Annotated in this window: 25 protein-coding genes and 1 pseudogene; 23 read left to right on the forward strand and 3 right to left on the reverse strand. The window is 64.9% G+C overall.

All coding sequences use genetic code 11. The annotated features are described in order from the left end of the window. Positions 1 to 8: 8 nt before the first annotated feature. The 8 genes from argE to FQU96_RS19860 all read left to right on the forward strand — a co-directional run bounded on the left by argE (position 9) and on the right by FQU96_RS19860 (position 7,485). Entirely contained in the window at positions 9 to 1,178 is a 1,170-nt protein-coding gene (gene argE / locus FQU96_RS19825; protein ID WP_146543067.1) for an acetylornithine deacetylase, read from the forward strand. Positions 1,179 to 1,284: 106 nt separating this feature from the next. Further along, complete coding sequence (locus FQU96_RS19830) at positions 1,285 to 2,307, forward strand: ABC transporter substrate-binding protein (RefSeq protein WP_146543068.1); 1,023 nt, start codon at positions 1,285 to 1,287, stop codon at positions 2,305 to 2,307. 9 nt (positions 2,308 to 2,316) lie between these two features. Continuing rightward, positions 2,317 to 3,381 (forward strand): ABC transporter ATP-binding protein, encoded by a 1,065-nt coding sequence (locus FQU96_RS19835; RefSeq protein ID WP_146543069.1) that lies wholly within the window; start codon positions 2,317 to 2,319, stop codon positions 3,379 to 3,381. Then, complete coding sequence (locus FQU96_RS19840; RefSeq protein ID WP_146543070.1) at positions 3,371 to 4,243, forward strand: ABC transporter permease; 873 nt, start codon at positions 3,371 to 3,373, stop codon at positions 4,241 to 4,243. The genes FQU96_RS19835 and FQU96_RS19840 overlap by 11 nt, the downstream gene beginning before the upstream one ends. Further along, a complete protein-coding gene (locus FQU96_RS19845) occupies positions 4,240 to 5,040 on the forward strand; it encodes an ABC transporter permease (RefSeq protein WP_146543071.1) in 801 nt (266 codons plus the stop codon). Before FQU96_RS19840 ends, FQU96_RS19845 begins: the two co-directional genes overlap by 4 nt. Positions 5,041 to 5,136: 96 nt before the next feature. Beyond that, a complete protein-coding gene (locus FQU96_RS19850; RefSeq protein ID WP_146543072.1) occupies positions 5,137 to 5,997 on the forward strand; it encodes a polysaccharide deacetylase in 861 nt (286 codons plus the stop codon). Then, positions 5,990 to 6,742: an SDR family NAD(P)-dependent oxidoreductase gene (locus FQU96_RS19855; protein ID WP_146543073.1), complete on the forward strand. Its 753-nt coding sequence runs from the start codon at positions 5,990 to 5,992 to the stop codon at positions 6,740 to 6,742. The genes FQU96_RS19850 and FQU96_RS19855 overlap by 8 nt, the downstream gene beginning before the upstream one ends. Continuing rightward, positions 6,739 to 7,485: an SDR family NAD(P)-dependent oxidoreductase gene (locus FQU96_RS19860; RefSeq protein ID WP_146543074.1), complete on the forward strand. Its 747-nt coding sequence runs from the start codon at positions 6,739 to 6,741 to the stop codon at positions 7,483 to 7,485. The genes FQU96_RS19855 and FQU96_RS19860 overlap by 4 nt, the downstream gene beginning before the upstream one ends. Before the next feature lie 17 nt (positions 7,486 to 7,502). On the opposite strand, the gene FQU96_RS19865 is transcribed toward FQU96_RS19860, so the two are convergent. Both FQU96_RS19865 and FQU96_RS19870 read right to left on the reverse strand, forming a co-directional pair. After that, complete coding sequence (locus FQU96_RS19865) at positions 7,503 to 8,249, reverse strand: RluA family pseudouridine synthase (protein ID WP_146543075.1); 747 nt, start codon at positions 8,247 to 8,249, stop codon at positions 7,503 to 7,505. Positions 8,250 to 8,252: 3 nt separating this feature from the next. Next, the gene (locus FQU96_RS19870) at positions 8,253 to 9,050 is read right to left on the reverse strand and encodes an aspartate dehydrogenase (RefSeq protein WP_146543076.1); all 798 of its coding nucleotides are present in this window, start codon (positions 9,048 to 9,050) and stop codon (positions 8,253 to 8,255) included. A gap of 207 nt (positions 9,051 to 9,257) precedes the next feature. Here FQU96_RS19870 and FQU96_RS19875 point away from each other — a divergent pair, with 207 nt between their 5' ends. From FQU96_RS19875 to ppa, 13 genes and pseudogenes are all read left to right on the forward strand, one after another. Next, positions 9,258 to 10,397 carry a TRAP transporter substrate-binding protein gene (locus FQU96_RS19875; RefSeq protein WP_146543077.1) on the forward strand — a complete coding sequence of 380 codons (1,140 nt, stop codon included), beginning with the start codon at positions 9,258 to 9,260 and terminating at the stop codon, positions 10,395 to 10,397. Positions 10,398 to 10,633: 236 nt separating this feature from the next. Then, on the forward strand, positions 10,634 to 11,302 hold the full coding sequence (locus FQU96_RS19880; protein WP_146543078.1) for a TRAP transporter small permease subunit: 669 nt from the start codon (positions 10,634 to 10,636) through the stop codon (positions 11,300 to 11,302). Further along, positions 11,299 to 13,047, forward strand: coding sequence for a TRAP transporter large permease subunit (locus tag FQU96_RS19885; protein ID WP_146543079.1), 1,749 nt, complete (start codon positions 11,299 to 11,301; stop codon positions 13,045 to 13,047). Before FQU96_RS19880 ends, FQU96_RS19885 begins: the two co-directional genes overlap by 4 nt. A 195-nt stretch (positions 13,048 to 13,242) precedes the next feature. Continuing rightward, entirely contained in the window at positions 13,243 to 15,054 is a 1,812-nt protein-coding gene (locus FQU96_RS19890; protein ID WP_146543080.1) for an FAD-dependent oxidoreductase, read from the forward strand. Next, positions 15,039 to 16,871 (forward strand): 2-oxoacid:acceptor oxidoreductase subunit alpha, encoded by a 1,833-nt coding sequence (locus FQU96_RS19895; RefSeq protein WP_146543081.1) that lies wholly within the window; start codon positions 15,039 to 15,041, stop codon positions 16,869 to 16,871. Before FQU96_RS19890 ends, FQU96_RS19895 begins: the two co-directional genes overlap by 16 nt. Before the next feature lie 16 nt (positions 16,872 to 16,887). Then, positions 16,888 to 17,943: a 2-oxoacid:ferredoxin oxidoreductase subunit beta gene (locus FQU96_RS19900; RefSeq protein ID WP_146543082.1), complete on the forward strand. Its 1,056-nt coding sequence runs from the start codon at positions 16,888 to 16,890 to the stop codon at positions 17,941 to 17,943. A 37-nt stretch (positions 17,944 to 17,980) separates the two neighbouring features. Next, positions 17,981 to 18,394 (forward strand): DUF3574 domain-containing protein, encoded by a 414-nt coding sequence (locus tag FQU96_RS19905; RefSeq protein ID WP_146543083.1) that lies wholly within the window; start codon positions 17,981 to 17,983, stop codon positions 18,392 to 18,394. A gap of 117 nt (positions 18,395 to 18,511) precedes the next feature. Further along, a pseudogene (locus FQU96_RS42730) lies at positions 18,512 to 18,646 on the forward strand (ClpX C4-type zinc finger protein); the annotation flags it as partial. Between the two features lie 420 nt (positions 18,647 to 19,066). Further along, the gene (locus FQU96_RS19915; protein ID WP_370461381.1) at positions 19,067 to 19,495 is read left to right on the forward strand and encodes a GFA family protein; all 429 of its coding nucleotides are present in this window, start codon (positions 19,067 to 19,069) and stop codon (positions 19,493 to 19,495) included. Between the two features lie 165 nt (positions 19,496 to 19,660). Continuing rightward, the gene (locus FQU96_RS19920) at positions 19,661 to 20,449 is read left to right on the forward strand and encodes an SDR family NAD(P)-dependent oxidoreductase (RefSeq protein ID WP_146543085.1); all 789 of its coding nucleotides are present in this window, start codon (positions 19,661 to 19,663) and stop codon (positions 20,447 to 20,449) included. Between the two features lie 74 nt (positions 20,450 to 20,523). Then, positions 20,524 to 21,420 carry a TauD/TfdA family dioxygenase gene (locus FQU96_RS19925; RefSeq protein ID WP_146543086.1) on the forward strand — a complete coding sequence of 299 codons (897 nt, stop codon included), beginning with the start codon at positions 20,524 to 20,526 and terminating at the stop codon, positions 21,418 to 21,420. 68 nt (positions 21,421 to 21,488) lie between these two features. Further along, positions 21,489 to 21,878 carry a hypothetical protein gene (locus tag FQU96_RS19930; protein ID WP_146543087.1) on the forward strand — a complete coding sequence of 130 codons (390 nt, stop codon included), beginning with the start codon at positions 21,489 to 21,491 and terminating at the stop codon, positions 21,876 to 21,878. A gap of 106 nt (positions 21,879 to 21,984) precedes the next feature. Further along, positions 21,985 to 22,518 (forward strand): inorganic diphosphatase, encoded by a 534-nt coding sequence (ppa, locus tag FQU96_RS19935; protein WP_146543088.1) that lies wholly within the window; start codon positions 21,985 to 21,987, stop codon positions 22,516 to 22,518. A gap of 96 nt (positions 22,519 to 22,614) precedes the next feature. Here ppa and FQU96_RS19940 read toward each other — a convergent pair whose 3' ends face one another. Next, the gene (locus FQU96_RS19940) at positions 22,615 to 23,436 is read right to left on the reverse strand and encodes an NAD(P)-dependent oxidoreductase (protein WP_146543089.1); all 822 of its coding nucleotides are present in this window, start codon (positions 23,434 to 23,436) and stop codon (positions 22,615 to 22,617) included. Between the two features lie 91 nt (positions 23,437 to 23,527). On the opposite strand from FQU96_RS19940, the gene FQU96_RS19945 reads away from it, so the two are divergent. Both FQU96_RS19945 and FQU96_RS19950 read left to right on the forward strand, forming a co-directional pair. Continuing rightward, positions 23,528 to 24,361, forward strand: a complete 834-nt coding sequence (locus tag FQU96_RS19945) for a phytanoyl-CoA dioxygenase family protein (protein WP_146543090.1) — start codon at positions 23,528 to 23,530, stop codon at positions 24,359 to 24,361. A 24-nt stretch (positions 24,362 to 24,385) separates the two neighbouring features. Then, positions 24,386 to 25,717: an FAD-binding oxidoreductase gene (locus FQU96_RS19950; RefSeq protein WP_146543091.1), complete on the forward strand. Its 1,332-nt coding sequence runs from the start codon at positions 24,386 to 24,388 to the stop codon at positions 25,715 to 25,717. The last annotated feature ends 89 nt before the right edge of the window (positions 25,718 to 25,806 follow it).

Below are 25,806 nucleotides of genomic sequence, written 5' to 3' on the forward strand. Positions count from 1 at the left end.
AGTCTTTCATGTCGGCTGAAGTGGTGAATTCGATCGAGATGTTGCGGCGCCTGGTGGCGTTTGACACGACGTCGCGCAACTCGAATCTGGCGTTGATCGACTACGTCCGGGGCTACCTCGAAGCGCATGGAGTCGAGTCGACCCTGGTGCCCAATGAGGAAAAGACCAAGGCCAATCTCTACGCCACGGTCGGCCCCGACGTCGAAGGCGGCATCGTGCTGTCGGGACATACCGACGTGGTGCCGGTCGACGGCCAGCCGTGGAACACCGATCCCTGGACCATGGTCGAGAAGGACGGGATGCTGTTTGGTCGCGGTACGGCCGACATGAAGGCTTTCTCGGCGGTGGCGTTGGCGCTGCTGCCGGAGTTCAAGCGCGCCGGCATGAAGGTGCCGATCCACCTGGCGCTGAGCTATGACGAGGAGATCGGCTGTCTGGGCGCTCATTCGCTGGTCGAACGCCTGGTGGGCAACGTGAAGCGGCCACGGGCGGTGATCGTCGGCGAGCCGACGATGATGGGCGTGGTGAACGCGCAGAACGCGGGCGGCGGCCTGGTCACGACGTTCATCGGCGTGGAGGCGCATTCGTCGATGACGCACCTGGGTGTCAGCGCCGTGCACTTCGCCGGCGAGTTCATCCATTTCCTGAACACTGTTCAGGAGGAACTGGCGGCACGCCCGCGGCCGGACATCGACATGACACCGGGCCACACCACCATCAATGTCGGCGTGATCCATGGCGGCACCGCCGGCAACATCCTGGCGCGCGAATGTGTGATGAACTGGGGCTATCGCACGTTGCCGGGCGGCGACCATACGGAAGTGCAGCGCCGGGCCGAGGCTTATATCGCCGAAACCCTGCTGCCGGCGATGCACCGCAAGCATCCGGACGCCAACATCCATATGTACCGGCGCTCGTTCGTCGACGGTCTGCGGCCCGAAGAGAACCGCGAAGCCGAAGCCCTGGCCCTGCAGTGGACCGGCGGCAATCGCACCTACGCCGTACCCTACGGCACCGAGGCCGGCATATTCCGCGCCGCCGGCATTCCGACCGTGATCTGCGGGCCCGGCGATATCGCGCAGGCGCATCAACCGAATGAGTTCATCTTAAAGTCGCAGATCGCGGCGTGCGAAGCCTTCATGCGACGTCTGATGGCGTGGGGTGCGCGGCAGTCCTGACACGCCACGTGCGCATGGATGGTCACGCCGTTGAGCGTTGAACGTCCCCGGGGCCCGGCATAGGTTTTGCGTCGGCATAGACCGCAGGCAATAACGGGAGGGGACGATGACGCGCTTGGGGGCAGCGGCTGGCATTGCCGCAGCAATGTTCGTGACGGCATCGGGAGCCGCAGCACAGGAACTGGTGGTTGGCATTTTCGGCGGCACGTTTGCCGACAACACGCGGGCCTGCGCCGTGGCACCGTTCGAAAAAGCGACCGGTGCCAAGGTCAAGTTCGTGCTCGGCAGTTCGGTGCAGAACGTCGCCAAGCTGCGCGCCACCAAGGGCTCGCCCGAGATCGACGTGGCCTACATGGACCTGGCGATCGCGACCCAGGGCAAGAACGAGGGGCTGCTGTCCAAGCTCGACACGGCGAAGCTCACGCACTACGGCGAGGTCTACGACAACGCCAAGGACAAGGATCAGCGCTTCGTGGGCATGATGTATGGCGCCAGTGCGCTGGCCTACAATCCCAAGCTGGTGAAGACGCCGCCGACGTCGTGGCACGACCTGTGGAAGCCGGAATTCAAGGGCAAGCTGGCGATCGGCGATATCTCGGGCACCACCGGCATCCATTTCGTGATCGCCGCGTCGATGATCAACGGCGGCTCGCAGGACAACACCGACCCCGGCTTCGAGGCGATCAAGAAGCTGAAGCCCAATGTCGTGATGATGTACAGCCAGGCCGACCAGGTCGTGCCGCTGTTCGAACGCGAGGAGATCGCGATCGCGGTGTGGTATCCCGACCGCGTGGGCGCCGCGGCGTCCAAGGGCTTGTCGGTGGCCACCGCATTCCCCAAGGAGGGCGCGATCGGGATCCTGCCGACCGTGTCGGTGCCGGAAGGCGCCAAGAACAAGGCGCTGGCCGAGAAATACATCGACCAGCTGCTGTCGGCGGACACCCAGAAATGCTTCGCGGAAAAGCAGTACGGTGGCCCGGTCAACAAGACCGTCAAGCTCGACGACAAGCTCGCCGCCGCGCTGCCCTACGGTGCCGCCGTCGATCGCATGCATTTCCCCGATCCCGAGACGACAGCCCGCTTGCTGCCGGCCTGGAGCGAGCGCTGGGGCCGCGAGATCGCGCGCTGAAGGGCGGGCATGTCGGACCTGCGCCTTGACGGGCTGATCAAGCGTTACGGATCGATCGCCGCCGTCGACGGCATCAGCCTGTCCGTCGCCGAAGGCAGCTTCCTGTCGCTGGTCGGCCCCAGCGGCTGCGGCAAGACCACGGTGCTGCGCATGGTGGCCGGCCTGATCGAGCCGGACGGCGGGCGCATTTTCGTGGGCGGCGACGACATCACCGACGTCGCCGTGCACAAGCGCAACCTCGGCCTGGTGTTTCAGTCCTACGCGCTGTTCCCGCACATGACCGTGGCGCAGAACGTCGCTTTCGGCCTGCAGCGCCGCGGCGTGGCCAGGAGCGAGATCGACGCGCGGGTGAGGAAGGCGCTGCAGATGGTCCGCCTCGACGGACTGGCGGAGCGGGCACCGCGACAACTCTCCGGCGGCCAGCAACAGCGCACGGCGCTGGCCCGCGCGCTGGTGGTCGAACCGCGCCTGTTGCTGCTCGACGAACCGTTCAGCAACCTCGATGCGCTGTTGCGCGATGAGATGCGCATCGAGATCAAGCGCCTGCAGCAGGAGGTCGGTATCACCACCCTGTTCGTCACCCACGATCAGGGCGAGGCACTGGGCATGGCCGACCAGGTGGCGGTGATGAATCGCGGCCGGCTGGAACAGGTGGCCTCGCCACGCGCCCTCTACAGCGCGCCAACGAGCGCCTTCGTGGCGCATTTCATCGGCCGCGCCAATCTGCTGCCCGGCACCGTGCAGGGACGCGACGGCGAGGATCTTATCATTGCATTGGCTTCCGGCACCAAGGCGAGGGCGCGAGGCGAACTCGGCAGCGGCGCCTGCCGCGTCGTCGTGCGCCAGGAGAGCGTGCGGCTGGTAAGGACGCCGACCACGGCGGCCAACAGTTTCGCCGCGATAGTCGTGGTGGCATCCTTTGCCGGGGCCATCGCGCAGTATCTCGTCCGGCTCGATGACGGCATCGAACTGCACGTGCAGGCTCCCGGTGCGCGTGCGGGTCTCGGCCCCGGTACGGCCATTATCGCCGAATGGGACGCTACGGACACAACGGTGGTGCCCGATGTCGCGTAGGGCAGGCCTGGCCAAGCGGCTCGATCGCAGTGGCCTGGGGCTGCTGTCGCCGCCGCTGCTTCTGCTGCTGGTGGTGTTTCTGCTGCCGCTGCTGGCGATGCTGCCGACCAGCTTCCAGCCCTACATACCGGGCAAGGGCATCGGCCAGGGCTTCACCGTCGAGCACTACGTCAAGGCCCTGACCGATGGCTACTACCTCGAGATCATCGGCCGCACCCTGGCGTTGGGTACGATCGTCACGTTGACATGCCTGGTCCTGGGCTATCCGCTGGCCTTTTTCCTGGCCCGCACGCAGTCGCGCTGGCGGCCGTGGCTGATGCTGCTGGTCGTCTTTCCGCTGCTGCTCAACCTCGTGGTGCGCACCTTCGGCTGGATCGCGCTGCTGGCCAATCGCGGCCTGGTCAACGATACGCTGATCGCGCTGGGGCTGATCGAGACGCCGATCAAGCTGCTGTTCAACTTCAGCGGCCTGCTGATCGCCCTGTCGCACATCTTCCTGCCCTTCATGGTGCTGGTGCTGGTGGGCGTCATCCGCAATCTGCCGCGCGACGTCGAGGATGCGGCGCGCACCCTGGGCGCCGGCTGGGCCGCGACCTTTTTCCGCGTGACCTTGCCGCTCAGCCTGCCCGGTATTCTCGCCGGTTCGATCCTGGTGTTCGTGCTGACCGTCAGCGCGCTGGTGACTCCGCGCCTGCTGGGCGGGCCGACCTACAAGGTGATGTCGACCCTGATCTACGACCAGTTCCTGCAACTGCTGAACTGGCCGGCAGGTGCGGCGCTTTCATTTATCCTGACCGCGATCGCCGTCGGCCTGATCAGCTTGTCGAGCGGCTTGGCGCGGCGCATGGGGGCAGGGGCATGAGCGCGCGATCGGCCGAACGCTGGCGGGCACGCGGGCTGGCCGTGTTCGCCGCCGTGATCCTGGCCTTCCTGATGCTGCCGGTCGTGGTCGTCGTGCTGGCCTCGTTCACCAATACGTCCTACCTCACGATCCCGCCCAAGGGGCTGACCCTGCGCTGGTACGAAGCGGTGTTCAATGACCGCGAGTACATCGATGCCCTGTGGTTCAGCCTGATCCTGGCTGTCGTCGTGACCGCCGTGTCCATCGTGCTGGGGACGATGGCCGCCTATGCGCTGTCACGACGCCAGGTGCCGGCGTCGGCGGCGATCACCGGCCTGCTGATGTCGCCGCTGGCCTTTCCCGGCGTGGTGATCGGCGTGGCACTGCTGCAGTACTACACGCTGACCGGCTTGCGCGGTGGCTTCACCGGCCTGCTGCTGGCCCACCTGGTGATCACGCTGCCCTACACGGTGCGCACCATCCTCGCCAGCATAGCCGGCGCCGATGCCGAGATCGAGGCGGCGGCGCGCGTGCTGGGCGCCAATCCCTGGGTCGCTTTCTGGACGGCGACCCTGCCGGTGATCCGGCCGGGCCTGATGGCAGGCGGCCTGTTCGCCTTCATCACCTCGTTCGACAATGTGCCGGTGACGATCTTCATCCTCGGCACACGGCACATGACCCTGCCGGTCAAGATCTTCACCGCGATCGAGTATGGCGTCGACCCCTCGATCGCGGCGCTGTCGACGGTGCTGATCGCCGGCACCGCGATTTTCCTGGTGCTGGCGGAGCGGTGGACCGGCTTCCACCGTTTCGCATAATCCCGTCATTCCGAGTGCAGCGAGGAATCTTTTGCTCAGCAAACGCCAAAAGATGTCTCGCGTCGCTCGACATGACAGTTTGTTGGGAGAGGTTCGATGCCCATAGCCCCCAAGGGTTTCCCGGTCATGCTGACCTTCGATCTCGATGCCGAGACCTTGTGGACGGCGCGCGATCCCAAGAACTGGGAACGGCCGATCGCGCTGTCGCAAGGCACCTACGGCTGGAAGGTCGGCATGGGTCGCATCCTCGATCTGATGGACCGCTACGGCATCAAGGTGACGTTCTTCATCCCCGGCCTTGTGATGCGCCAGCATCCGGCCCTGATGGAGGACGTGCTCAAGCGGGGACACGAGATCGCCCATCACAGCTGGTCGCACACCTGGATCACCACCCTCACGCCCGAGCAGGAGCGCGAGGAGATGGAGAAGGGGATCGAGATCATCCAGAAGATGACCGGCCGCAAGCCCGCGGGCTATCGGTCGCCGGCCGGCGAGTTCAGCCAGATCACGCTCAAACTTCTCAAGGAGTACGGCTTCGGCTACTCCTCAAACTTCTTCGACGACGATTCGCCCTACCTGCTGCGCTTCGACGGCGAGACCAGCGACATCGTCGAGTTCCCCTTCGCCTGGGTGCTCGATGATGCACCGTTCTTCCTCTACTCGATCACTCTGCCGGGGCGGACCATGCACCCGCCGTCCTCGGTGCTGGAAGGCTGGATCGACGAGTTCGACACGCTCTACCGCGAGGACCGTGAGTTCGTGCTGGCGATGCACCCGCAGATCATCGGCCGGCCCTCGCGCATCAGCATGTTGGAGAAGCTGATCAAGCACATCCTGTCGCATCCCGGCGTGTGGTTTGCGCGCTGTGATCAGGTCGCCGAGGCCGTACGACCCTACCTCAAGGAGCACAACATGGTGATGGAGCCGGTCGCCTTGCGGAAGCCGCCCTATGGATGACGTCACGAACCTCACCGGCCGTCGCATCGTCGTCACGGGCGCTGCGTCGGGGATTGGTCGCGCGACTGCCGAACTGTTCGTGCGGCGTGGTGCCGGGGTCGTGTTCATCGATCGTGACGCAGCCGTGGCAACGGTTGCGTCGGCGGCAGGTGGCGCCGCCGGGCTGGTCGTCGATGTCGCCGACGAAAGCGCGGTCACGCGCGTCGTCGCCGAGGCCGCCGCGGCGCTGGGCGGCATCGATGGTCTGGTGAACTCGGCCGGCATCGACCTGGTGAAGTCGATCACCGACATGACACCCGCCGAATGGAACCGGCTGCTGGCGGTGAACCTCAACGGCCCGTTTCATGTCTGTCGCGCCGCGGCGCCGTTCCTGCGCGAAGCGTCGGAGGCGACCATCGTCAATGTCGCTTCGGGCGCCGGACTGGTGCCGTTGAAACACCGCACGGCCTACTGCGCGTCGAAGGCCGGCCTGGTGATGTTCACCAAGTCGCTGGCCATGGAGCTGGCGCCGGTGCGGGTCAACGCCTTCTGCCCGGGCATCATCGACACTCCGCTGTTTCGCCTCTCGTTCGAGAACGAGCCCGATCCCGATGCCGAGCTGCAGCGCATCCTCGACCGCTACCTGATCAAGCGCGCCGCCACGCCAGAGGAGGCGGCGCATGTCGTGCTGTTCCTGTCCAGCCGCGCCTCGTCGATCATGACCGGTGTGGCGCTGGCCGGTGATGCCGGGAGGACCTTCCATTGACGACATCGCGTCTGGCACTGGTGACCGGCGCCGCCAACGGCATCGGTCGCGCCACCGCCTTGCGTTTTGCTGATGATGGCTACGATCTGGCGATCGTCGATATCGAAGCCGAGCCGTTGGCCGAAGTCGCTACCGCTATCGAGGCCAAGGGCCGGCGTTGCCACAAACACGTGGTCGACTGCCGCGATCCGGCAGCCATTGCCACGGCGGCCCGCGACATCGAGGCGGCAGCGCCTGTCGACATCCTGTTCAACAATGTCGGCCAGAGCGGACGCGAGCGCGCCGCCGAGTTCTGGCAGTCCGATCCGGACGTCTGGCGCTTCGTGATCGAGATCTCGCTGCTGTCGACCATGCACTGGTCGCGCCAGATCGTGCCCGCCATGCGCGAGCGGCGCCGCGGCCGCATCATCAACATGTCGACCGAGTCGGCGTTCTACGGCGACGTCGGTCTGGTTGACTATGCCGCCGCCAAGATGGGCGTGATCGGCTTTACGCGGTCGCTGGCCCGCGAACTGGCGCCATTCCACGTCACGGTGAACGCTGTCGGCCCGGGAGCCATCCGCACGCGTGCGCACGATCGGCTGCCGAAGGAGACCATCGACAAGGTGCGCAACAGCGTGCCAATGGGTTTCGTCGGTGTGCCGGAGGACGTGGCGCACGTCGTCTCGTTCCTGGCCAGCGACGGCGCCCGCTACGTTACCGGCCAGACCATCCTGATCGACGGTGGCCGCTGGATGATTTGATTTTTCCCTCGCCCCGCTCACGCGGGGCGAGGGGTGTACCCACACGCCGCGAGCGCTTCCAGCATGTGCGCTGGCGGCGGTGCCTCGACCGCGATCGGCGGCTTACCCTCCTTGAGTGGAATCTGCACGGCGCGGGCGTGCAGATGCAGCGGCGGCAGTCGAATTCCCGCTGCAGCGGGCGATCCGTAGAGCGGGTCGCCGATGATTGGGCAGCCCAGGGCGGCGCAATGCACCCGGATCTGGTGGGTGCGGCCGGTGTGCGGGTGCAGCTCCAGCCAGGTCCGCCCGTTGCTGGAACCGCGGACGCGATAATCGGTTACCGCGGACTGTCCCTCCGGGTCGGCGACCATGCGCCAGCCGCCATCGCGGCGGGTCACCTTGCGCAGCGCCTGGTCGATCGTGCCTTCGGCTTGCGCCGGCGCGCCCTGTACGATGGCCCAGTATGTCTTCGCGATCTTGCCGGCCGCGAAGAGCATGCCGAGTTTGCGCAGCGCCTTGGGATGCCGTCCCAGCACCAGGCACCCCGACGTGTCGCGGTCCAGGCGATGGGCCAGGGCCGGCGGTTTCGACCACCCGAAGCGCAGCGCATCGAACATGGACTCGAGGTTTGGCCCGCCGCCGGGGCCGGGATGCACGGCGATGCCCGGCGGCTTGTCAATAACCAGCATCAGGCCGTCGCGATAGAGCACGCGCGCCGGCAGATCGGCAGCCGACAGGGTCGGGCCAGCATGTCGTGGCGAAGGTGCCGGCCGTGTCGGTGCCATGGCTCACCCACCGACCACGAGCGTTGCCGTGCGGTTGCGCAGGGTCTTGACGATGGCGTGGCCGACCAGGGTGCTGGTCTTGCGGTTCTCGGGCGAGGGCACGAGGTCCTCGACGAAGCGCATCGAGCCCAGCGGCCCCTTGGCGGCGATCTCGCAGATATGCGTCGTGATCGTCGGGTCGGCGATGATGACGACGCGCGTACGGTCCAGCCCGATGCCGGCCAGCGCCGTGGCGGCCGAGATATTGACGTTCTGCGGGTAGAGGCGGGCGCCTTCGCGCACCGAGCCGTCGAACACCGTGTGCGGCTGCGTCAGGCCATCGAGATCGACCAGGGACTCGGCCGCCGTGCCTTTCCACGATTCGGGGTCCTTGCGCACGGTGATCGTGGCTTCGTCCAGCCCGCCGCGGGTCAGCGATGCTAGCATGTCCAGCCCGCCGATCCCGGCCGACGGCAGATAGACCCGGCTGCCGCTGGCGCGGGCCGCGGCCACGACACGCTCGAGCAGGGCCGTGTCGGTAAAGGCACCCACCGACGTCACGTAGAGGTCGGTGCCGGTTTCGAGGATCTGCACGGCGTAGTCACGTACAGCCTGGTGGCCGGCGCCCTCGATCACGGCGTCGAGCCGGTAGCGGAAGAACCAGTCGGGATCGTGGGTGATATCAGGCCGCTCGGTCGCGGCTGGGCGCGGCGTGCGCACCAGGGCGGCCACCAACTCGATCCCATCCAGTTGGCCGGCCGCCGACGCCTCGGCCACGCGCTTGCCGATGGCGCCGAAGCCCAGCAGTCCGATACGCAGCATCGCCTGTATTCCCTTCATTTGTGCGTCGGCCACTGTAGCGCCTCGGGACGCCGTGACCAGCCACTCCGGCCGCCGCGTGCCGGCAACCATGCGGTGCAGGACGCAACACGAAGACGCGAGCGCGCTAGGCAGACGCGTCAAAGCAGGGTAATCAAGCTGACGTTTAGATGACAACAACGTCATCCGTCATCGTTGGGAGGGATACAGATGTCTCGGAAATCCCGGTCAGCGTCCGCCACGCGCCGCAAATTCCTGAGGGGAGCGGCCGTCGCCACGGCAGCAACCGTTGCGGCGCCGACCATCGTGTCGGCACAGGGCCCCATCAATATGCGGTGGCAGAGCACGTGGCCGTCGAAGGACATCTTCCACGAGTACGCGCTCGACTATGCCAAGAAGGTCAACGACATGACCGGCGGCGACCTCAAGATCGAGGTCCTGCCCGCCGGTGCCGTGGTGCCGGCCTTCGGCTTGCTCGAAGCAGTGTCCAAGGGGACGCTCGATGGCGGCCACGGCGTGCTGGTCTATCACTACGGCAAGCAGACGGCGCTGGCCCTGTGGGGGTCGGGGCCGGGCTATGCCATGGATGCCAACATGCTGTTGGCCTGGCACAAGTACGGCGGCGGCAAGGAGCTGCTGACCAAGCTCTACGACTCGATCGGCGCCCAGGTGGTGTCGTTCCTCTACGGGCCGATGCCGACGCAGCCGCTGGGCTGGTTCAAGAAGCCGATGGCCAAGCTCGATGATTTCAAGGGCCTGAAGTTCCGCACCGTCGGCATTTCCATCGACGTGTTCCAGGCCCTGGGCGCGGCGGTGAACGCGCTGCCTGGCGGCGAGATCGTGGCGGCCATGGACCGCGGCCTGCTCGATGCGGCCGAGTTCAATAATGCTTCGTCCGACCGGGTGCTGGGCTTCGCCGACGTCTCGAAAGTCTGCATGCTGCAGAGCTACCACCAGAATGCCGAGCAGTTCGAGATCATGTTCAACAAAGGGAAATACGACGCCCTGCCGGACAAGATCAAATCGATCATTGCGCATGCCACCGACGCGGCGTCGGCCGACATGTCGTGGAAGGCCATCGACCGCTACTCCAAGGACTACGAAGAGCTGCAGGCCAAGGACAAGGTCAAGTTCTATAAGACTCCGGATGCGGTCCTGAAACGGCAGCTCGAAGTCTACGACGAAGTCGTGAAGAAGAAAGCGTCGGAGAACGCCTTGTTCAAGGAGATCCTCGAGTCGCAGATCGCCTTTGCCCGCCGCGTCACCCAGTGGGAACAGGACACTGTCGTCAATCGCCGCATGGCGTACGATCACTATTTTGGGCCCAACGGGGTTGCCAAGAAGACCTGAGCCTTTATTCCTTCTCCCCGCGAATGCGGGGAGAAGGTGCCCGTTTCGATACTTCGACGCCAAGCGTCGAAGTACCTGTGGCGGATGAGGGGTTTCGCGATCTTGCTGCAAACTTCGATTCTACCCATGACGCGGGGCTCTAGCCGACACCGTCAAGCCCCTCATCCGGCGCTACGCGCCACCTTCTCCCTGCCTGCGCGGGGAGAAGGGACAGTCGCGTTCCGAGTCGTCACCCCATGACCGTCGAACGGTTTGTGCACGGGATCGACGCCGTCAGCACCTGGGTCGGCAAGGCGGCAGCCTGGCTGATCATCGGGCTGATGGTCGTCGTCTGTGCCGAGGTCTTCAAGCGTTACATCATGAACATGCCGACGGCATGGATTTTCGACCTCAACAACATGCTGTACGGGTCGTTGTTCATGTTGTGCGGCGCCTACGGGCTGGCGCAGAACGCCCATGTCCGCGGCGACTTTCTCTACAGTTCGATGCGGCCGCGCACGCAGGCGACGCTCGATCTGATCCTGTATTTTGTCTTCTTCTTTCCCGGCATCGCGGCGCTGATCTATGCCGGCGTCGACTATGCCGCCGACGCCTGGCGTATCCGCGAGCACTCCAACGTCACTGCCGACGGCCCGCCGGTCTACCACTTCAAGACCGTGATCCCGATCGCAGGTGCATTCTTGATGCTACAGGGCGTCGCCGAGGTGGTGCGCTGCATCGTCTGCCTGAAGACCGGAGCCTGGCCATCCCGGTTGAAGGACGTGGCCGAGATCGACGTCGTCGAGGAGCAACTGGCGCATAGCCAATACGTCGACGAGGAATCGCGCAAGATGGCCATCGCGCAGGCGCAGCACATTGACGAAGCCGCGCGCCAGCGCGGGCGGGGCGGGGACCCGACGACATGAGCGAACCGGCACTTGGGCTCCTGATGTTGGTGCTCATCATCGTCGTGATCATGATGGGCTTCGCGACGGCCTTCACCCTGATGGGTCTGGGCATCTTCTTCGGTTTCGTCGCCTACTACGATCCGTCGCAGCCGTGGGCGAAGAACCATGTCTTCGAGCTGATGGTCCAGCGCACCTACGGTGCCATGACCAACGACGTGCTGATATCCATCCCGTTGTTCGTGCTGATGGGCTACGTGATGGAGCGCGGCGCGCTCGTCGACAAGATGTTCTATGCCATCCAGCTGGCGTTTCGGCGGGCGGCGGCGCCGCTGGCCATCGCGACCTTGGTGGTGTGCACGTTCTGGGGCATCGCCAGCGGCTTGGTGGGGGCCGTCGTGGTGCTGATGGGCGTGATCGCGTTCAACCCGATGCTGCGCGCCGGTTACGACGTGAAGCTGGCCTCGGGCGTCATCACCGCCGGCGGCACGCTGGGCATTCTGATCCCGCCCTCGGTGATGATCATCGTCTATGCCGCCGTCGCCGGCCAGTCGGTGGTCAAGCTCTATGCCGCGGCCATGTTCCCCGGTTTCTTTCTGGCGCTGCTCTACGTCGTCTACGTGATCGGTTGGGCGACGATCAATCCCAAGATCGCGCCCAAGTTGCCGGAAGAGCAGACGCGCGTGCCGGTCCCGGATTGGGTCCGCGCGCTACAGGCTGCCTATTCGAACAACGTCTTGGTGTCGCTGCTGCGGGCGCTGGTGTCGCCCGCCAAGGCGAAGGCCATCGACGTCGACGGCCGCCGCATGAACGCTGGCGCGGTTCTGGTGAACCTGGGCTACGCGCTGGTACCGTTCGCGCTGGCGACGGCCACGATGGCAACCGTCTGGTGGTATGTCGTGATCTACCAGCAGGCTGGCGGCGATCCCGCGTCGGTGCCGGGGCTGGAGCCGCTGGGATCGGCCGGGGGATCGCCGGCCGCAGCAGCGCCGACGGGACCCGGTGACTCGTTCTTCATGTGGTTCTGGGGCATCACGGCGGCGCTGGCGCTGCTGGTCGCGCGCTACTACTGGAACATGACGGCCGAGCGGTTCCAGGTGTTGAAACTGCTGACAGCATCGGTGATGCCGCTGGGCATCCTCACCGCGGTGGTGCTGGCTGTGATCCTGCTGGGCATCACGACGGCGACGGAATCAGCAGCCGTGGGCGCGGCGGGCGCCTTCCTGCTGGCGTTCCAGGCCCGCACCCTGGACTGGAAGCGGACCAAGGAGGCGGTGTTCCTGACCGCCAAGACCACGGCCATGGTGTGCTGGCTGTTTGTCGGTTCGGCCCTGTTCTCGGCAGTATTCGCCATTCTGGGCGGTCAGGGCCTGATCGAGAAGTGGGTCCTGATGATGAACCTCACGCCGTTGGAGTTCATGCTGCTGTCGCAGCTGATCATCTTCCTGCTGGGGTGGCCTCTGGAATGGACCGAAATCATCATCATTTTCGTGCCCATCTTCCTGCCGTTGCTGAAGCACTTCGACATCGACCCCATCCTGTGGGGCACCATCGTATTCGTGAACCTGCAGGCCGCCTTCCTGTCGCCGCCGGTGGCGATGTCGGCCTTCTACCTGAAGGGCGTGGCGCCCAAACACGTGACCATCAACCAGATATTCGCCGGCATGATGCCCTACATGCTGATCGTCATGCTGTGCATGGTGATCATGTACGTGTGGCCGGGGATGACTCTCTGGCTGCCGAACTATCTCTATGGCGGCAACTGAGGGGCCTTACGGTGATTGTCGCCGGATATGCTGCAATGCAGCAAATCCTTGTGGCGATTAGGGGAATTCGCTGGACGCGGGACGGGATTGACCGATTGCGGTGGTTCGCGTGAGCCCAGTCGGGTAAACATGACCCAACCCACGAGAAATTGGGAACCTGGTAGCCCCTCGCAAAGGGTTCCCTGGAGGAAGCAGTTGAGAGCGACGGATATCGGCAATCCCGACTATTTTCACAAAGTCGTCGATTGTCAGTGGGCGTGTCCGGCCCATACGCCGGTGCCTGAGTACATACGGTTGATCGCACATGGTCGTTTCGACGACGCCTATATGATCAACTGGAAGTCCAATGTGTTCCCGGGCATCTTGGGCCGAACCTGCGATAGGCCATGCGAGCCTGCCTGCCGACGCGGCAGGGTCGAAGACGAAACGCTGGTCAAAAACAAGAAAGAGCCGGTAGCCATCTGCCGGCTCAAGCGTGTGGCGGCCGACTACAAGAACGGCGTTGCCGCGCACATGCCCAAGGCGCCACAGCAGAAGATCGGCAAGACGATCGCCTGCGTCGGCGGTGGACCGGCGTCGCTGACGGTGGCCCGCGATCTCGCCGTGCTCGGCTACGACATCGTGATCTTCGACCAGGATCCGAAGCTCGGCGGCATGATCCGCACGCAGATCCCGCGCTTCCGCCTGCCCGAGTCGGTGATCGACGAGGAAGTCGCCTTCATCACCGACATCGGCAACGTCGAGTTTCGCCAGCGTCGCGTCGGCTCGATGAAGGCGCTGCTGAAGGAAGGGTTCGACGCGATCTTCGTGGGCTCCGGCGCGCCGCGCGGCCGTGACCTCGAGATCCCCGGCCGCCAGGAAGCGGCGGCCAACATCCATATCGGCATCGACTGGCTGTCCAGCGTCTCGTTCGGCCACATCGACAAGATCGGCAAGCGCGTGATCGTGCTGGGTGGCGGCAACACGGCGATGGATTGCTGCCGCACGTCGCGCCGCCTGGGCGGCAGCGACGTCAAGGTGGTCGTGCGCTCCGGCTTTGAAGAGATGAAGGCGTCTCCCTGGGAGAAGGAAGACGCCATGCACGAGGACATCCCGATCCTGAACTTCCTCGTGCCCACGGAGTTCACGCACAAGGACGGCAAGCTGACCGGCGTGGTGTTCGAGAAAGTAAAGGCGGTCTACGACGAGAAAGGCCGCCGCAACCTGGTGCCCTCAGGCGAGCCCGATCAGCACATCGAGTGCGATGATGTGCTGGTGGCCGTCGGCCAGGAGAACTCGTTTCCCTGGATCGAGGCCGATATCGGCATCGAGTTCGACAAGTGGCACATGCCCAAGGTCGACACGGTGACCCTGGCGTCGACTCATCCCAAGGTGTTCTTTGGCGGTGACGCGGCCTTCGGTCCGAAGAACATCATCTGGGCAGCGGCGCACGGCCACGACGCGGCGATCTCGATCCACAAGTCCCTGCTCGGCGAGGACATCAAGGATCGTCCCGCGCCTGGCATGAACATCGTCAGCCAGAAGATGGGCATCCATGAGTGGAGCTACGACAACGACATCTCGGTCGTGTCGCGCTTCAAGGTGCCGCATCGCCAGAAGGAAATCGCGCTCAAGGATATCAAGGCCGAGGTCGAGCTGGGTTTTGATCTCGACCTGGCCTGGAAGGAAGCGCAACGCTGCCTGAACTGCGATATCCAGACGGTGTTCACGGGCAATCTCTGTATCGAGTGCGACGCCTGTGTCGACATCTGCCCGATGGATTGCATCACCTTCACCGAGAATGGTGAGGAGACGGACCTGCGCGAACGGCTGATGGCGCCGGCGCTGAACACCACGCAGGACCTGTACGTCGGTGATGGGTTGAAAACCGGCCGCATCATGGCCAAGGACGAGGACGTCTGTCTCCATTGTGGTCTATGCGCCGAACGCTGCCCGACGGGCGCGTGGGATATGCGCAAGTACTACATCGAGATGACGCACGCGGGGCACGCATGCCACAAAAGCTAGAGGCGGTGAACGACTTCGTCGTCAAGTTCGCCAACGTCAACGGATCGGGCTCGGCTTCGGCCAACGAACTGTTTGCCCGTTCCATCCTGCGCATGGGCGTGCCGGTCAGCCCGCGTAACATCTTCCCGTCCAACATCCAGGGCCTGCCGACCTGGTACGAGGTGCGGGTGACCGAGAACGGCTACCTTGGCCGGCGCGGCGGTGTCGACCTGATGGTGGCGATGAACCCGCAGACCTGGGCCGAGGATCTCAAGGAGATCGAGCCCGGCGGCTACCTGTTCTACGATGCCACCAAGCCGATGCCGCCCTCGATGTTCCGGCCGGACATCAATGTGGTGGGCGTGCCGCTGACGGCGATCTGCAACGCCACCTACACCGATGCACGCCAGCGCCAGCTGTTCAAGAACATCATCTATGTCGGTGCGCTCAGCGTGCTGCTCGACATCGATCCCAAGGAGATCGAGCGTCTCTTTGGCGAGCAGTACAAGGGCAAGGAAAAGCTGCTCGACAGCAACATCAAGGCCCTGAACCTGGGCCGCGACTGGGTGTTGAAGAACATGGATCCGTCGGCGGTGGCGTTGAAGGTGCGCCGCGCCGACGCCGTCGGCAACCGGATCTTCGTCGAAGGCAACAACGCCGCGGCGCTGGGTTGCGTCTATGGCGGTGCCACCGTGTGCGCCTGGTATCCGATCACACCAAGCTCGTCCTTGGCCGAGGCGTTCCAGTCGCACTGCCGGCGCCTGCGCCACGACAAGGAGACCGGCAAGGCCAAGTATGCCGTCATCCAGGCCGAGGATGAGCTGGCCTCGATCGGCATGGTGATCGGCGCCGGCTGGAACGGCGCCCGCGCCTTCACCTCGACCTCGGGGCCGGGCATCTCGCTGATGACTGAGTTCATCGGTCTGGCCTATTTCGCCGAGATTCCGGCGGTGATCATCAACGTGCAGCGCGGCGGTCCCTCGACCGGCATGCCCACCCGCACCCAGCAGGCCGACATCCTGTCGTGTGCGCTCGCCTCCAACGGTGACACGCGCCACGTAATGCTGTTCCCCGAAGACCCGAAAGAGTGTTTCGACTTCGGGGCGACGGCGCTGGATCTCGCCGACCGCCTGCAGACACCGGTCTTCGTCATGACCGACCTCGATATCGGCATGAACCATCGCTTGTGCGCGCCGTTCGAATGGGACGACTCCAGGGCTTATGACCGCGGCAAGGTGATGACGGCAGAAGATCTGCAAGCGGCCAGCGCCAAGTTCGGCCGCTATCTCGACGTCGATGGCGATGGCATCCCGTTCCGGACCTATCCCGGCACGCACCCGACCAAGGGCTCGTTCTTCACCCGCGGCACCACCAAGGACCGCTACGCCAAATACAGTGAGGAAGGGCCGGTCTACGTCGACAACATGGAGCGCCTGGTCCGCAAGTTCGAGACCGCCAAGAACATCGCGCCGCAGCCTGTCCTGCGGCCGGCGAAGGCGGCGACCCGGACCGGCGTGATCTATTTCGGCTCCACCAGCCCGGCGATGGCCGAGGCCCTGGACCGGCTGGAAGAGCAGGGCGTGCACATGAATGCCCTGCGGTTGCGTGCCTATCCGTTAAGCCCGGTCGTCGCCGACTTTGTCGAGGACCACGACACGGTGTTCCTGGTCGAGCAGAACCGCGACGGCCAGCTGCGCATGTTGCTGCTGAGCGACCTCGGTGCCGATCCGCGCAAGATCGTGCCCATCCTGCACTATGACGGCACGCCGATCACGGCGCGCTTCATCACCGATGCCATTCAAGGCCACCTGGCGCCCAAGCGCCTGGCGGCGGAGTAGGGTTGCGGAGTCCACGATGACCTACATCACCAAGCCCAAGCTGCATCATCCCTCCCTGCAGCGGAACAAGGCGGGCTACACGCGGCGCGACTATGAAGGATCGGTGTCGACCTTGTGCGCCGGCTGCGGTCACGACTCGATCAGTGCCGCCATCATCCAGGCCTGCTACGAACTCGACATCCAGCCGCACCAGATCGCCAAGCTGTCGGGCATCGGCTGCTCGTCGAAGACACCGACCTACTTCCTCGGCCATAGCCACGGCTTCAATACCGTGCATGGGCGCATGCCGTCGGTCATGACCGGTGCCAATCTCGCCAACCGCGACCTGGTCTATATGGGTGTGTCGGGCGACGGTGATTCGGCCTCGATCGGGTTGGGCCAGTTCGCCCACATCATGCGCCGCGGCGTGAACATGATGTACATCGTCATGAACAATGGCGTGTACGGCCTGACCAAGGGCCAGTTCTCGGCGACGGCCGACCGCGGTTCGGTCAGCAAGAAGGGCGCCGCCAATTCCGACTCGTCGATCGACATGGTGTCGCTGGCGATCCTGATGGGCGCTACCTTCGTGGCCCGCAGCTTCTCCGGCGACAAGCAGCAGCTCGTGCCGCTGATCAAGGCCGCCATCGATCACAAGGGCGCGGCGTTCCTCGACGTGATCAGCCCGTGCGTCGCCTTCAACAACCATGCCGGCTCGACCAAGAGCTACGAGTATGTGCGCCAGCACAACGAGGCGGTGAACCGGCTGGATTTCATCGAGACCCGCGAGGAGATCACGACGCAGTACGATCCCGGCACGATGCAGGAGGTGCAGCAGCACGACGGCTCGCTGCTGCGGCTGCGTAAGCTGGCGCCGGACTATGATCCCTGCGACAAGATCGCGGCCATGCAGTACATCCAGGCCGCCGAAGCCGCCGGCGAGGTGGCCACCGGCCTGCTCTATGTCGAGCCGATGCCGAAGGATCTGCACACCAACTTCAACACCGTCGACAAGCCGCTCAACCAGCTCAACGCACCGGACCTGTGTCCCGGCACGGCGGCGCTCGACAAGATCAACGCCTCGCTGCGCTAACGCTGCGTGCATCAGTCCAACCCGTGAGGCACCGGTCATGACGATCCCGCGCCGCACGGTGGCTGGTATTGCGCTTGTCCTGATGATGGGCGCCTGCGCCACGGCACCGCCGTGTCCGGCACCGGCAAAATCGGCGACCCAGGTCGACCTGTACTTCGGCCGCGATATCGGCGGTCGGGCCGAGGTGTCGGAGGCGCAGTGGACGCGGTTTGTCGACGAGGAAGTGACACCGCGGTTCCCGGCAGGCCTGACCGTGACGGATGCACGGGGGCAGTATCGCGACACCCAGACCGGCAAGATCGATCGCGAGCGCAGCAAGCGGCTGACCGTGCTTGTCGATGACCTGGCGGCATCACGACCCAAGTTCGAGGCCATCGCCACTGCCTATAAGCAGCGGTTCAAGCAGCAGTCCGTTCTGAAGATCGAAGCACCGATCTGCGCCGCCTTCTAAACCTGGAGCTACCGCCGGCCGCCGATACCAGCAGGGATGTCGACGCCCTAATGGTGTCAAGGAATTCTTGACAAACGCTATGTCAAGGAATACCTGACAAATTCTGGAGGGCCTATCATGTTCAAGTTCTCCCGCCAGAAACGGCTGTACTGTTCATTTTGCCGCAAACCAGAGAAACAGGTCGCGAAGCTCATCGCCGGTCCAGGTGTCTACATCTGCGACGCGTGCGTCGGGTTGTGTAATGACATTCTGGGTAACCGACCGACGCCCGGGTTTGCCGGGTGGGACTCGCTCAGCGATGACCAGTTGCTTGCGGCTCTGCCACCATCGGAGACCATGGTGGACAGCACGCGGGCCGTGCTTCAGACGCAGGTCGAGGTTTTGCGACAGCGGGGTATCAGCTGGGCCGCCATTGGAGAAGCGCTGGGCATTTCACGTCAGGCGGCGTGGGAGCGCTTTTCCTGAGGGGGCGAGCCCATGACGGGCGGATCGCCGTGGTGTCGCAAGCGTAAGGTTCGTTGCGCAGCGTCGGGAAACCGCTGCGCATGTTGTCTCAGAATGATCGCGTGCTGGCAGCCCAGCGGTGGGTAGGCTACGCTTTTCGCGCGTCCATCGGGTGGGACCGGACCAGGCATGGACGCATACTCAGACCACGTGTGGGAGGGCATGACCATGGCGGACGCGTACAAAGGGAAATGCTTTTGCGGCAACGTCGAGTTCGAGGTCAGCGGATCGCCCGTATTGATGGGCTATTGCCATTGCAAGGATTGCACTGGCTGGTTGGGCGCACCCATCCATGCCTTCAGCCTGTGGCCGAAGGATACTGTGAAAGTCACCAAGGGCGAGTCGGGCGTCGGCACTTTCAACAAGACCGAGAACTCGTACCGGAAGTTCTGCAAGAACTGCGGCGGCACGCTGATGGTTGATCATCCCGGCATGGGGGTGGTCGATGTGCCGCCGGCCGTCGTGGACGGCCTCAAGCATGTGCCGGCGGCGCACGTCTTCTACGCTACCAAGACGATCTCGATGAAGGACGGGCTGCCGAAGTTCAAGGATCTGCCCGCCCAGAACGGCGGGTCCGGCGAGACGCTGCCGGACTGACAGGGCGATCGTCTCGCATGACCGCGCGCCGCCAGGCCGTGGCGCGCGGTTCGAGCCCATGTCGGATGCAAACCAGTCATACTGTCGTGGCCGAACATCGGCGTCCCATGCCGGGTCCGGACGTGACAGTATGGCGGCCGCATCACCGCTCGAGGAGAGACCGGCATGGAATCGCGGATGGATGGCCGCGTTGCGCTGATCACCGGCGCGAGCATGGGATTGGGCAGGGCCATGGCGCTGAAGTTCGCGGCCGCGGGCGCGAACGTGGCGTTGCTGGCACGTCGGCCAGATGTGCTGGCCGAAGCCAAGGCCGAAATCGGCAAGGCCGGCACGAAGGTCGAGGCCTATAGCTGCGATGTGTCCGACAAGGCGGCGCTGGAGACGACGTGGGCGAAAGTGGTCGCCGACTTCGGCCAGGTCGACGTGCTGGTGAACAACGCCGGCGCCTCGGCGGCCAAGCCGTTCGAGAGCGTGACCGACGCTGAGTGGGAGGCCGACTTTGCGATCAAGGTCTGGCCGGCGATCCGCCTTTGCCGCCTGGCCTTCCCCGGCATGAAGCAGCGGCGCTGGGGCCGCATCATCAACGTGCTGAACACACATGCCAAGGCGCCGGCTGCCAACTCGGCGCCGACCAGCGTCTCGCGCGCCGCCGGCCTGGCGCTCACCAAGGTGCTGGCCAACGAAGGGGCCGAGCACAACGTGCTGGTCAACGCGTTGCTGGTCGGCCTCATCGACAGCGACCAGTGGATGCGTCGCTATAAGCAGAACCCCGGCACCAACACGTCGTACAAGGACTTCCTCGACGAATTCGCCAAGGCGCGCGGCCTTCGCATCGGCCGCATGGGCGAGGCGGAAGAGTTCGCCAACGCCGCCTGCTTCCTGGCGTCGAACTCGGGCTCCTACATCAATGGCGTGGCGATCAACGTCGATGGCGGCATGTCGCCCGTGGTGTAGCCGATCAGACCCTCCCCGTTGTCGCGCCCGCCAGGTCAGCATAACCTGTCGCCAACAAGAGATCGGAGGAAGTCATGCCCGTCATCGTCAATCCGATCACCGAAAGCTTCGCCGCCGAGATCGGCGGGCTCGATCTGCGCCGGCCCGTGGAGCGCGGCGACCTGCAGGTGATCGAGGACGCCTTCAACCGCTTTTCAGTCCTGATCTTCGTCGAGCAGGATCTGACCGATCAGCAGCAGGTCGATTTCAGCCTCAGTTTCGGCCCGCTCGAAACCAGCATGGGCACCATCCGCAAGGATACCCGGCAGCGGCTGCGCCCCGACCTGGCCGACGTCTCGAACCTGGATGAGAACAACGAGGTGCTGAAAGCCGACGATCGGCGCCGCATGTTCAACCTCGGCAACCAGCTGTGGCACACCGACAGTTCCTTCAAGCGCGTGCCGGCCAAGTGCTCGCTGCTCTATGCCAAGGCCATTCCGCCGATCGGCGGCTTCACCGAGTTCGCCGACCTGCGCGCGGCCTATGACGCCCTGCCGGATGACATGAAGCGCCGGCTCGAAGGGCTGGTGGCCGAGCATTCGATCTTCGTCTCGCGCGCCAAGACCGGCTACGGCAACTTCAGCCAGGAGGAGTACGACCAGCTGCCGCCGGTGCCGCAGGTGGTCGTGCGCACCCACGCCGGCTCCAAGCGCAAGACGCTGTACCTGGCCTCGCACGCCGGGCGCATCCTCAACATGGACGAGGGCGAAGGCCGGACACTGCTGGCCGACCTGATCCGCCACGCTACACAGCGGCAATTCGTCTACACCCATCGTTATCGGGTCGGCGACCTTGTGATGTGGGACGACCGTTGCACCATGCACCGCGGCCGGCCGTTCGACGATCTGGCCTATAAGCGCAGCCTGCAGCGCACGACCGTGGCCGATGTCGCGCCGACGGTGGAGCAGGAGGGCATCCGCCTCGTCGCGTGACGTCTCTCTGCCGGGCATCCATGGCGGACGATCGTTCAAGCCATCGCACCCCTGAGCGGCAGCGACAGGTGGATCTGGAACTGCGTGACCGGCTCGACCGCCGGCCGTTCGGCGCCGACTTGGCGACTGCGCTATGGTCGGCGCTGATGCGCCAGTCGCCGGGCAAGGGTGTGATCGTCGATTTTCACCGCGACTTCTGCGGTCAGGGCCTGATCCGCACCAGCGACGGCGTCATGCTGTGCGATATCCAGGATGCCGGCGCATTCACGGGGCCGGCCATCGCGGCCTGGCGGCAGCAGGAGACCTTCGTCGACTTCTTTGCCCGGCAGTCGGACTTCACCTGCAGCGGCTGGGATCCGGCTGAACCGGTGTTCGCCACTGACGATGCGTGGTACCGCAACAACCAGCGCCTGACACGCGCGGTCCTCGAGACGTTCCTGGGACGCCGCCGGCGCTGACGGTCGGCGGCCGCGCACCGTCCGTCCGCAAGCGTCCTACTGCGCTGACAGGGCCGATTTGCGCAATGACCGAGGAAGAATGCTACGGTCATGCCTGGAGGCTGTGATGGATATCAGCAAAATTCCGACCGGCAGGACGCCGCCCTGGGACGTCAATGCGGTCATCGAGGTGCCGCAAGGCGGGGAGCCGGTGAAGTACGAGATGGACAAGGTGTCGGGCGCGATGTTCGTCGATCGCTTCCTGCACACCGCCATGTTTTATCCCGGCAACTATGGCTTCATTCCGCACACCCTGTCGGGGGACGGCGATCCGGTCGATGTGCTGGTGGTCGGGCAGGTGCCGGTGGTGCCCGGCGCCGTCATCCGTTGCCGGCCCATCGGCGGGCTGATGATGGAAGACGAGGCGGGGCCGGATGAAAAACTGATCGCCGTGCCGGTCGACGTGTTGCACCCGTTCTACACCGGCGTCACCAGTCATGAGCAGCTGCCGCAGATCCTGCGCGACCAGGTCGCGCATTTCTTCCAGCACTACAAGGACCTGGAAAAAGGCAAGTGGGTGACCATCGCGCGCTGGGTCGATGCCGAGGCGGCCGCCAGGATGATCACCGACGGTATCGCCCGGGCACAGGCGGCGGGCTGAGGATTGTCATCCCGAGCGCAGCGAGGGATCTCCCCCCGAGGACGCACGGTGCGTCAATCGAGGGAGATCCCTCGCTGCGCTCGGGATGACGAGTTCCTAATACCTGAACTTCTCGATGCGGTCCGGGTCGCCGACATACTCTTCGTCGGCGAAGGCGCCGCCGATCACGCGCGGGCCCACCTTGTCGGGATCCTCGGGCGCTTCCTTGGCCAGGACCTCGACCGCGTAGTCCTCCGCACGGTCCTGCGGCCGGTAGCCGAGCTGGTAGGCGGTGGCGTTGTCGAACCAGGAGCGCTCGTTGTCCGAGACGCCGTAGACGATCTCGAAATGGATCTCGGGATGATCCAGCCCGATGCGCACGAGTTGCGCCAGGTCGCGCCAGCTGATCCAGATGCTGAGGCGACGCTTGTCGATCGGTTTGTCGTTGGCGTTGCCGATGCGAATGCACAGCGAGCCGATGCCGTACTTGTCGGCGTACATCGCCGCCACCAGTTCGCCGAAGGCCTTGCTGATGCCGTAGCGTCCGTCGGGGCGGAAGACGGTACGCGCGCCGACACGCCGGTTGCGCGGATAGAAGCCGACGGCGTGGTTGCTGCTGGGATAGATGATGCGCTTTACGCCGGCGCTGCGGGCGGCCTCATAGAGGTTATAGAGCCCGACGATGTTCTGGCGGTGCACCGTGTCCCAGTCGGCCTCGATCGATTGCCCGGCCATGTGGATCACGCCGTCAACGCCCTTCATGGCCGCATTGATCGCGCCGGCATCGGCGATATCCAGCCGATGAAACGACTCGCCCGGCCCGACATCGTTGATCGCCTTGATATCGGCCAGCCGCAACTCGCCGTAGACGCCCTTCAGTTCACGGCGCAAGGCAGACCCGATCGACCCGGCGGCGCCGGTCAGCAGCACAGTCTTCATGGATGACCTCCAAGGATGGGGACCATATTGCCAGTTCCCGGCGGGGGCGCGATAGTCACCCGACAGAATAAGCATTCGGGAGGAGGGCGCCATGCCCTGTGTGCTCAGTCCGGCGCAGGTCGCCGAATACAATGAACGCAGTTTCGTGATCGCGCGTGGCATGTTCAAGCCGGCGGAAATCGACCTGCTGGTGCGGGCGATGGAAGAGGACCCGGCGGTGCGCGGCCATGTTCTCGACCGGCTCGACGGCGAGGGGCGCTCCACGCGCATCGCGCTGTGGAATCGGGCCGGCGACAGCGTCTACGGGCTGGCAGCGCGCGCGGCGCGCATCGTCGACACCAGCGAGACGCTGTTGGGCGGCGCCGTCTATCACTACCAGTCCAAGCTCACGGCCAAGGATCCGGCGGTCGGTGGCGCCTGGGAATGGCACCAGGACTACGGCTACTGGTACTACAACGGCTGCCTGCGGCCGGACATGCTGTCGTGCATGATTGCGCTCGATCGCACGACCAAGGAGAACGGTTGCCTGCAGATCGTCGAGGGCAGCCACAAGCTGGGCCGCATCGATCATACGCCGTTGACCCAGGGTCAGAACGAGGTCGATCCCCAGCGGATGACCCATATCCTGGAACGCCATCCCGTCGTCCATTGCGAACTCGAGGTGGGCGATGTGCTGATCTTCCATGCCAACGCGATCCATCGCAGCGACGCCAATCGCTCCGACAAGCGCCGCTGGACCCTGCTTGTCTGCTACAATCGCGTCGACAACGACACGATCACCAAGGACGACGATCGCTACTACGTGCCGCTCGACAAGGTCGACGACGGCGCCATCCTGCGGGCCGGCCTTGCCTTCTCGCAAAGCGACCAGGAGCATTTTGCGTCCCGGCCGTACGTGCCGAAGCTGCCGACGGCGGCGGAGTAGCGGGCCACGCGTCGAGGGCGCACCATGCGTGCCGAGATCTTCCACCGCGACTTCAAGGCCACGCCGTGGTGGTGGGAGTGGTGGCATCCGTCCAACGACCTGTCGCAGGATCCTCCGCGCGCGACCGATGTCTTGATCGTCGGTGCCGGCTACGGCGGGCTGTCGACGGCCCTTGAACTGCGGCGCGGCGGGATCGACGCCGTCGTGCTGGAAAAGGGCGATTTCGGCGTTGGTGCCAGTTCGCGCAACGGCGGCATGGTGAGCGGCGGGGTGAATCTCGGCAAGGGCATCTCGGGCAAGAACCGCGACTCCGAAGCCTGGCAGGCGCACAAGCGAGCCCTGCTGGCCAGCGGCGTCGAATCAATGACGGCGATCGAGGACATCATCGCCCGCGAAGGCCTGCAGGCCCACTACATCAAGCACGGGCGCTTCCTGGGCGCGTTCACGCCGGGACACTATGCCGACCTGGCCAGCAAGGTCGATGACTTCAATGTGCTGGCCGGGGCCGGCGCCGAGATGCTGCCGCGTGAACGCCAGCGCGAGGCGCTGGCGTCGGACTACTATCACGGCGGGATGCTGATCGAACGGGCAGGGCATCTGCATCCTGCCTGCTACTACGGCAGCCTGCTGGCGGCGGCGCACAAGGCCGGTGCTGTCCTCTGCGCCCAAACCGAAGCGCTGGCCTACGAGCGGGTGCAGGGCGGCGGATTCGTCGTCAAGACCAGCAAGGGCGATATCAAGGCCCGCGAGGTCGTGGTGGCGACCAACGGCTACACCGGTGACGTCACGCCCTACCTGAAGCGCCGGCTGGTGCCGGTGGCCAGCCACATCATCGCCACCGAAGAGCTGGCAGAGGGGCAGGCGGAGGCATTGATCCCGCGCAGCCGTGCCGTCGCCGATACCAAGCGTGTGCTCACATACTACCGGCTGTCGCCGGACGGCAAGCGGCTGATCTTCGGCGGGCGGGCCCGCTTTACCCAGGCACCGCCTGAGGTCAGCGCGCCGGTGCTGTACCGCTACATGACCGACCGCTTTCCCCAGCTCAAGGGCGTGAAGATCACGCACGCCTGGACTGGCAACGTCGCGTTTGCCTTCGACTGGCTGCCCCATATGGGGCGTACGCCCGACGGGTTGCGCTATCTGATGGCATGCAATGGCAACGGCGTGGCCATGATGACCTATCTGGGGCGTGAGACCGCGCGCAAGATCCGGGGCGGATCCAATGCGCCGGCCAATGCCTTCGATACCGACGACTTCCCGACACGCCGCTTCTATGGCGGCGACCCAGCTTGGGCGTTGCCGTTCGTCGGTGCCTGGTACCGGTTCCGCGATTGGTGGGATCGCCGCGCCGCCTAGGCGGCGGTGTGTTGCAGTGCTCCCGCCTGTCGTGTGCAGGGCAGCATGAGCGGTCGCTCCCGGCTCCCGTATAGCTGGCATCCAAATTG

Origin of the sequence: Reyranella sp. CPCC 100927 (assembly GCF_007859315.1) — a bacterium.
In the GTDB taxonomy this organism is placed as follows: Bacteria; Pseudomonadota; Alphaproteobacteria; order Reyranellales; family Reyranellaceae; genus Vineibacter.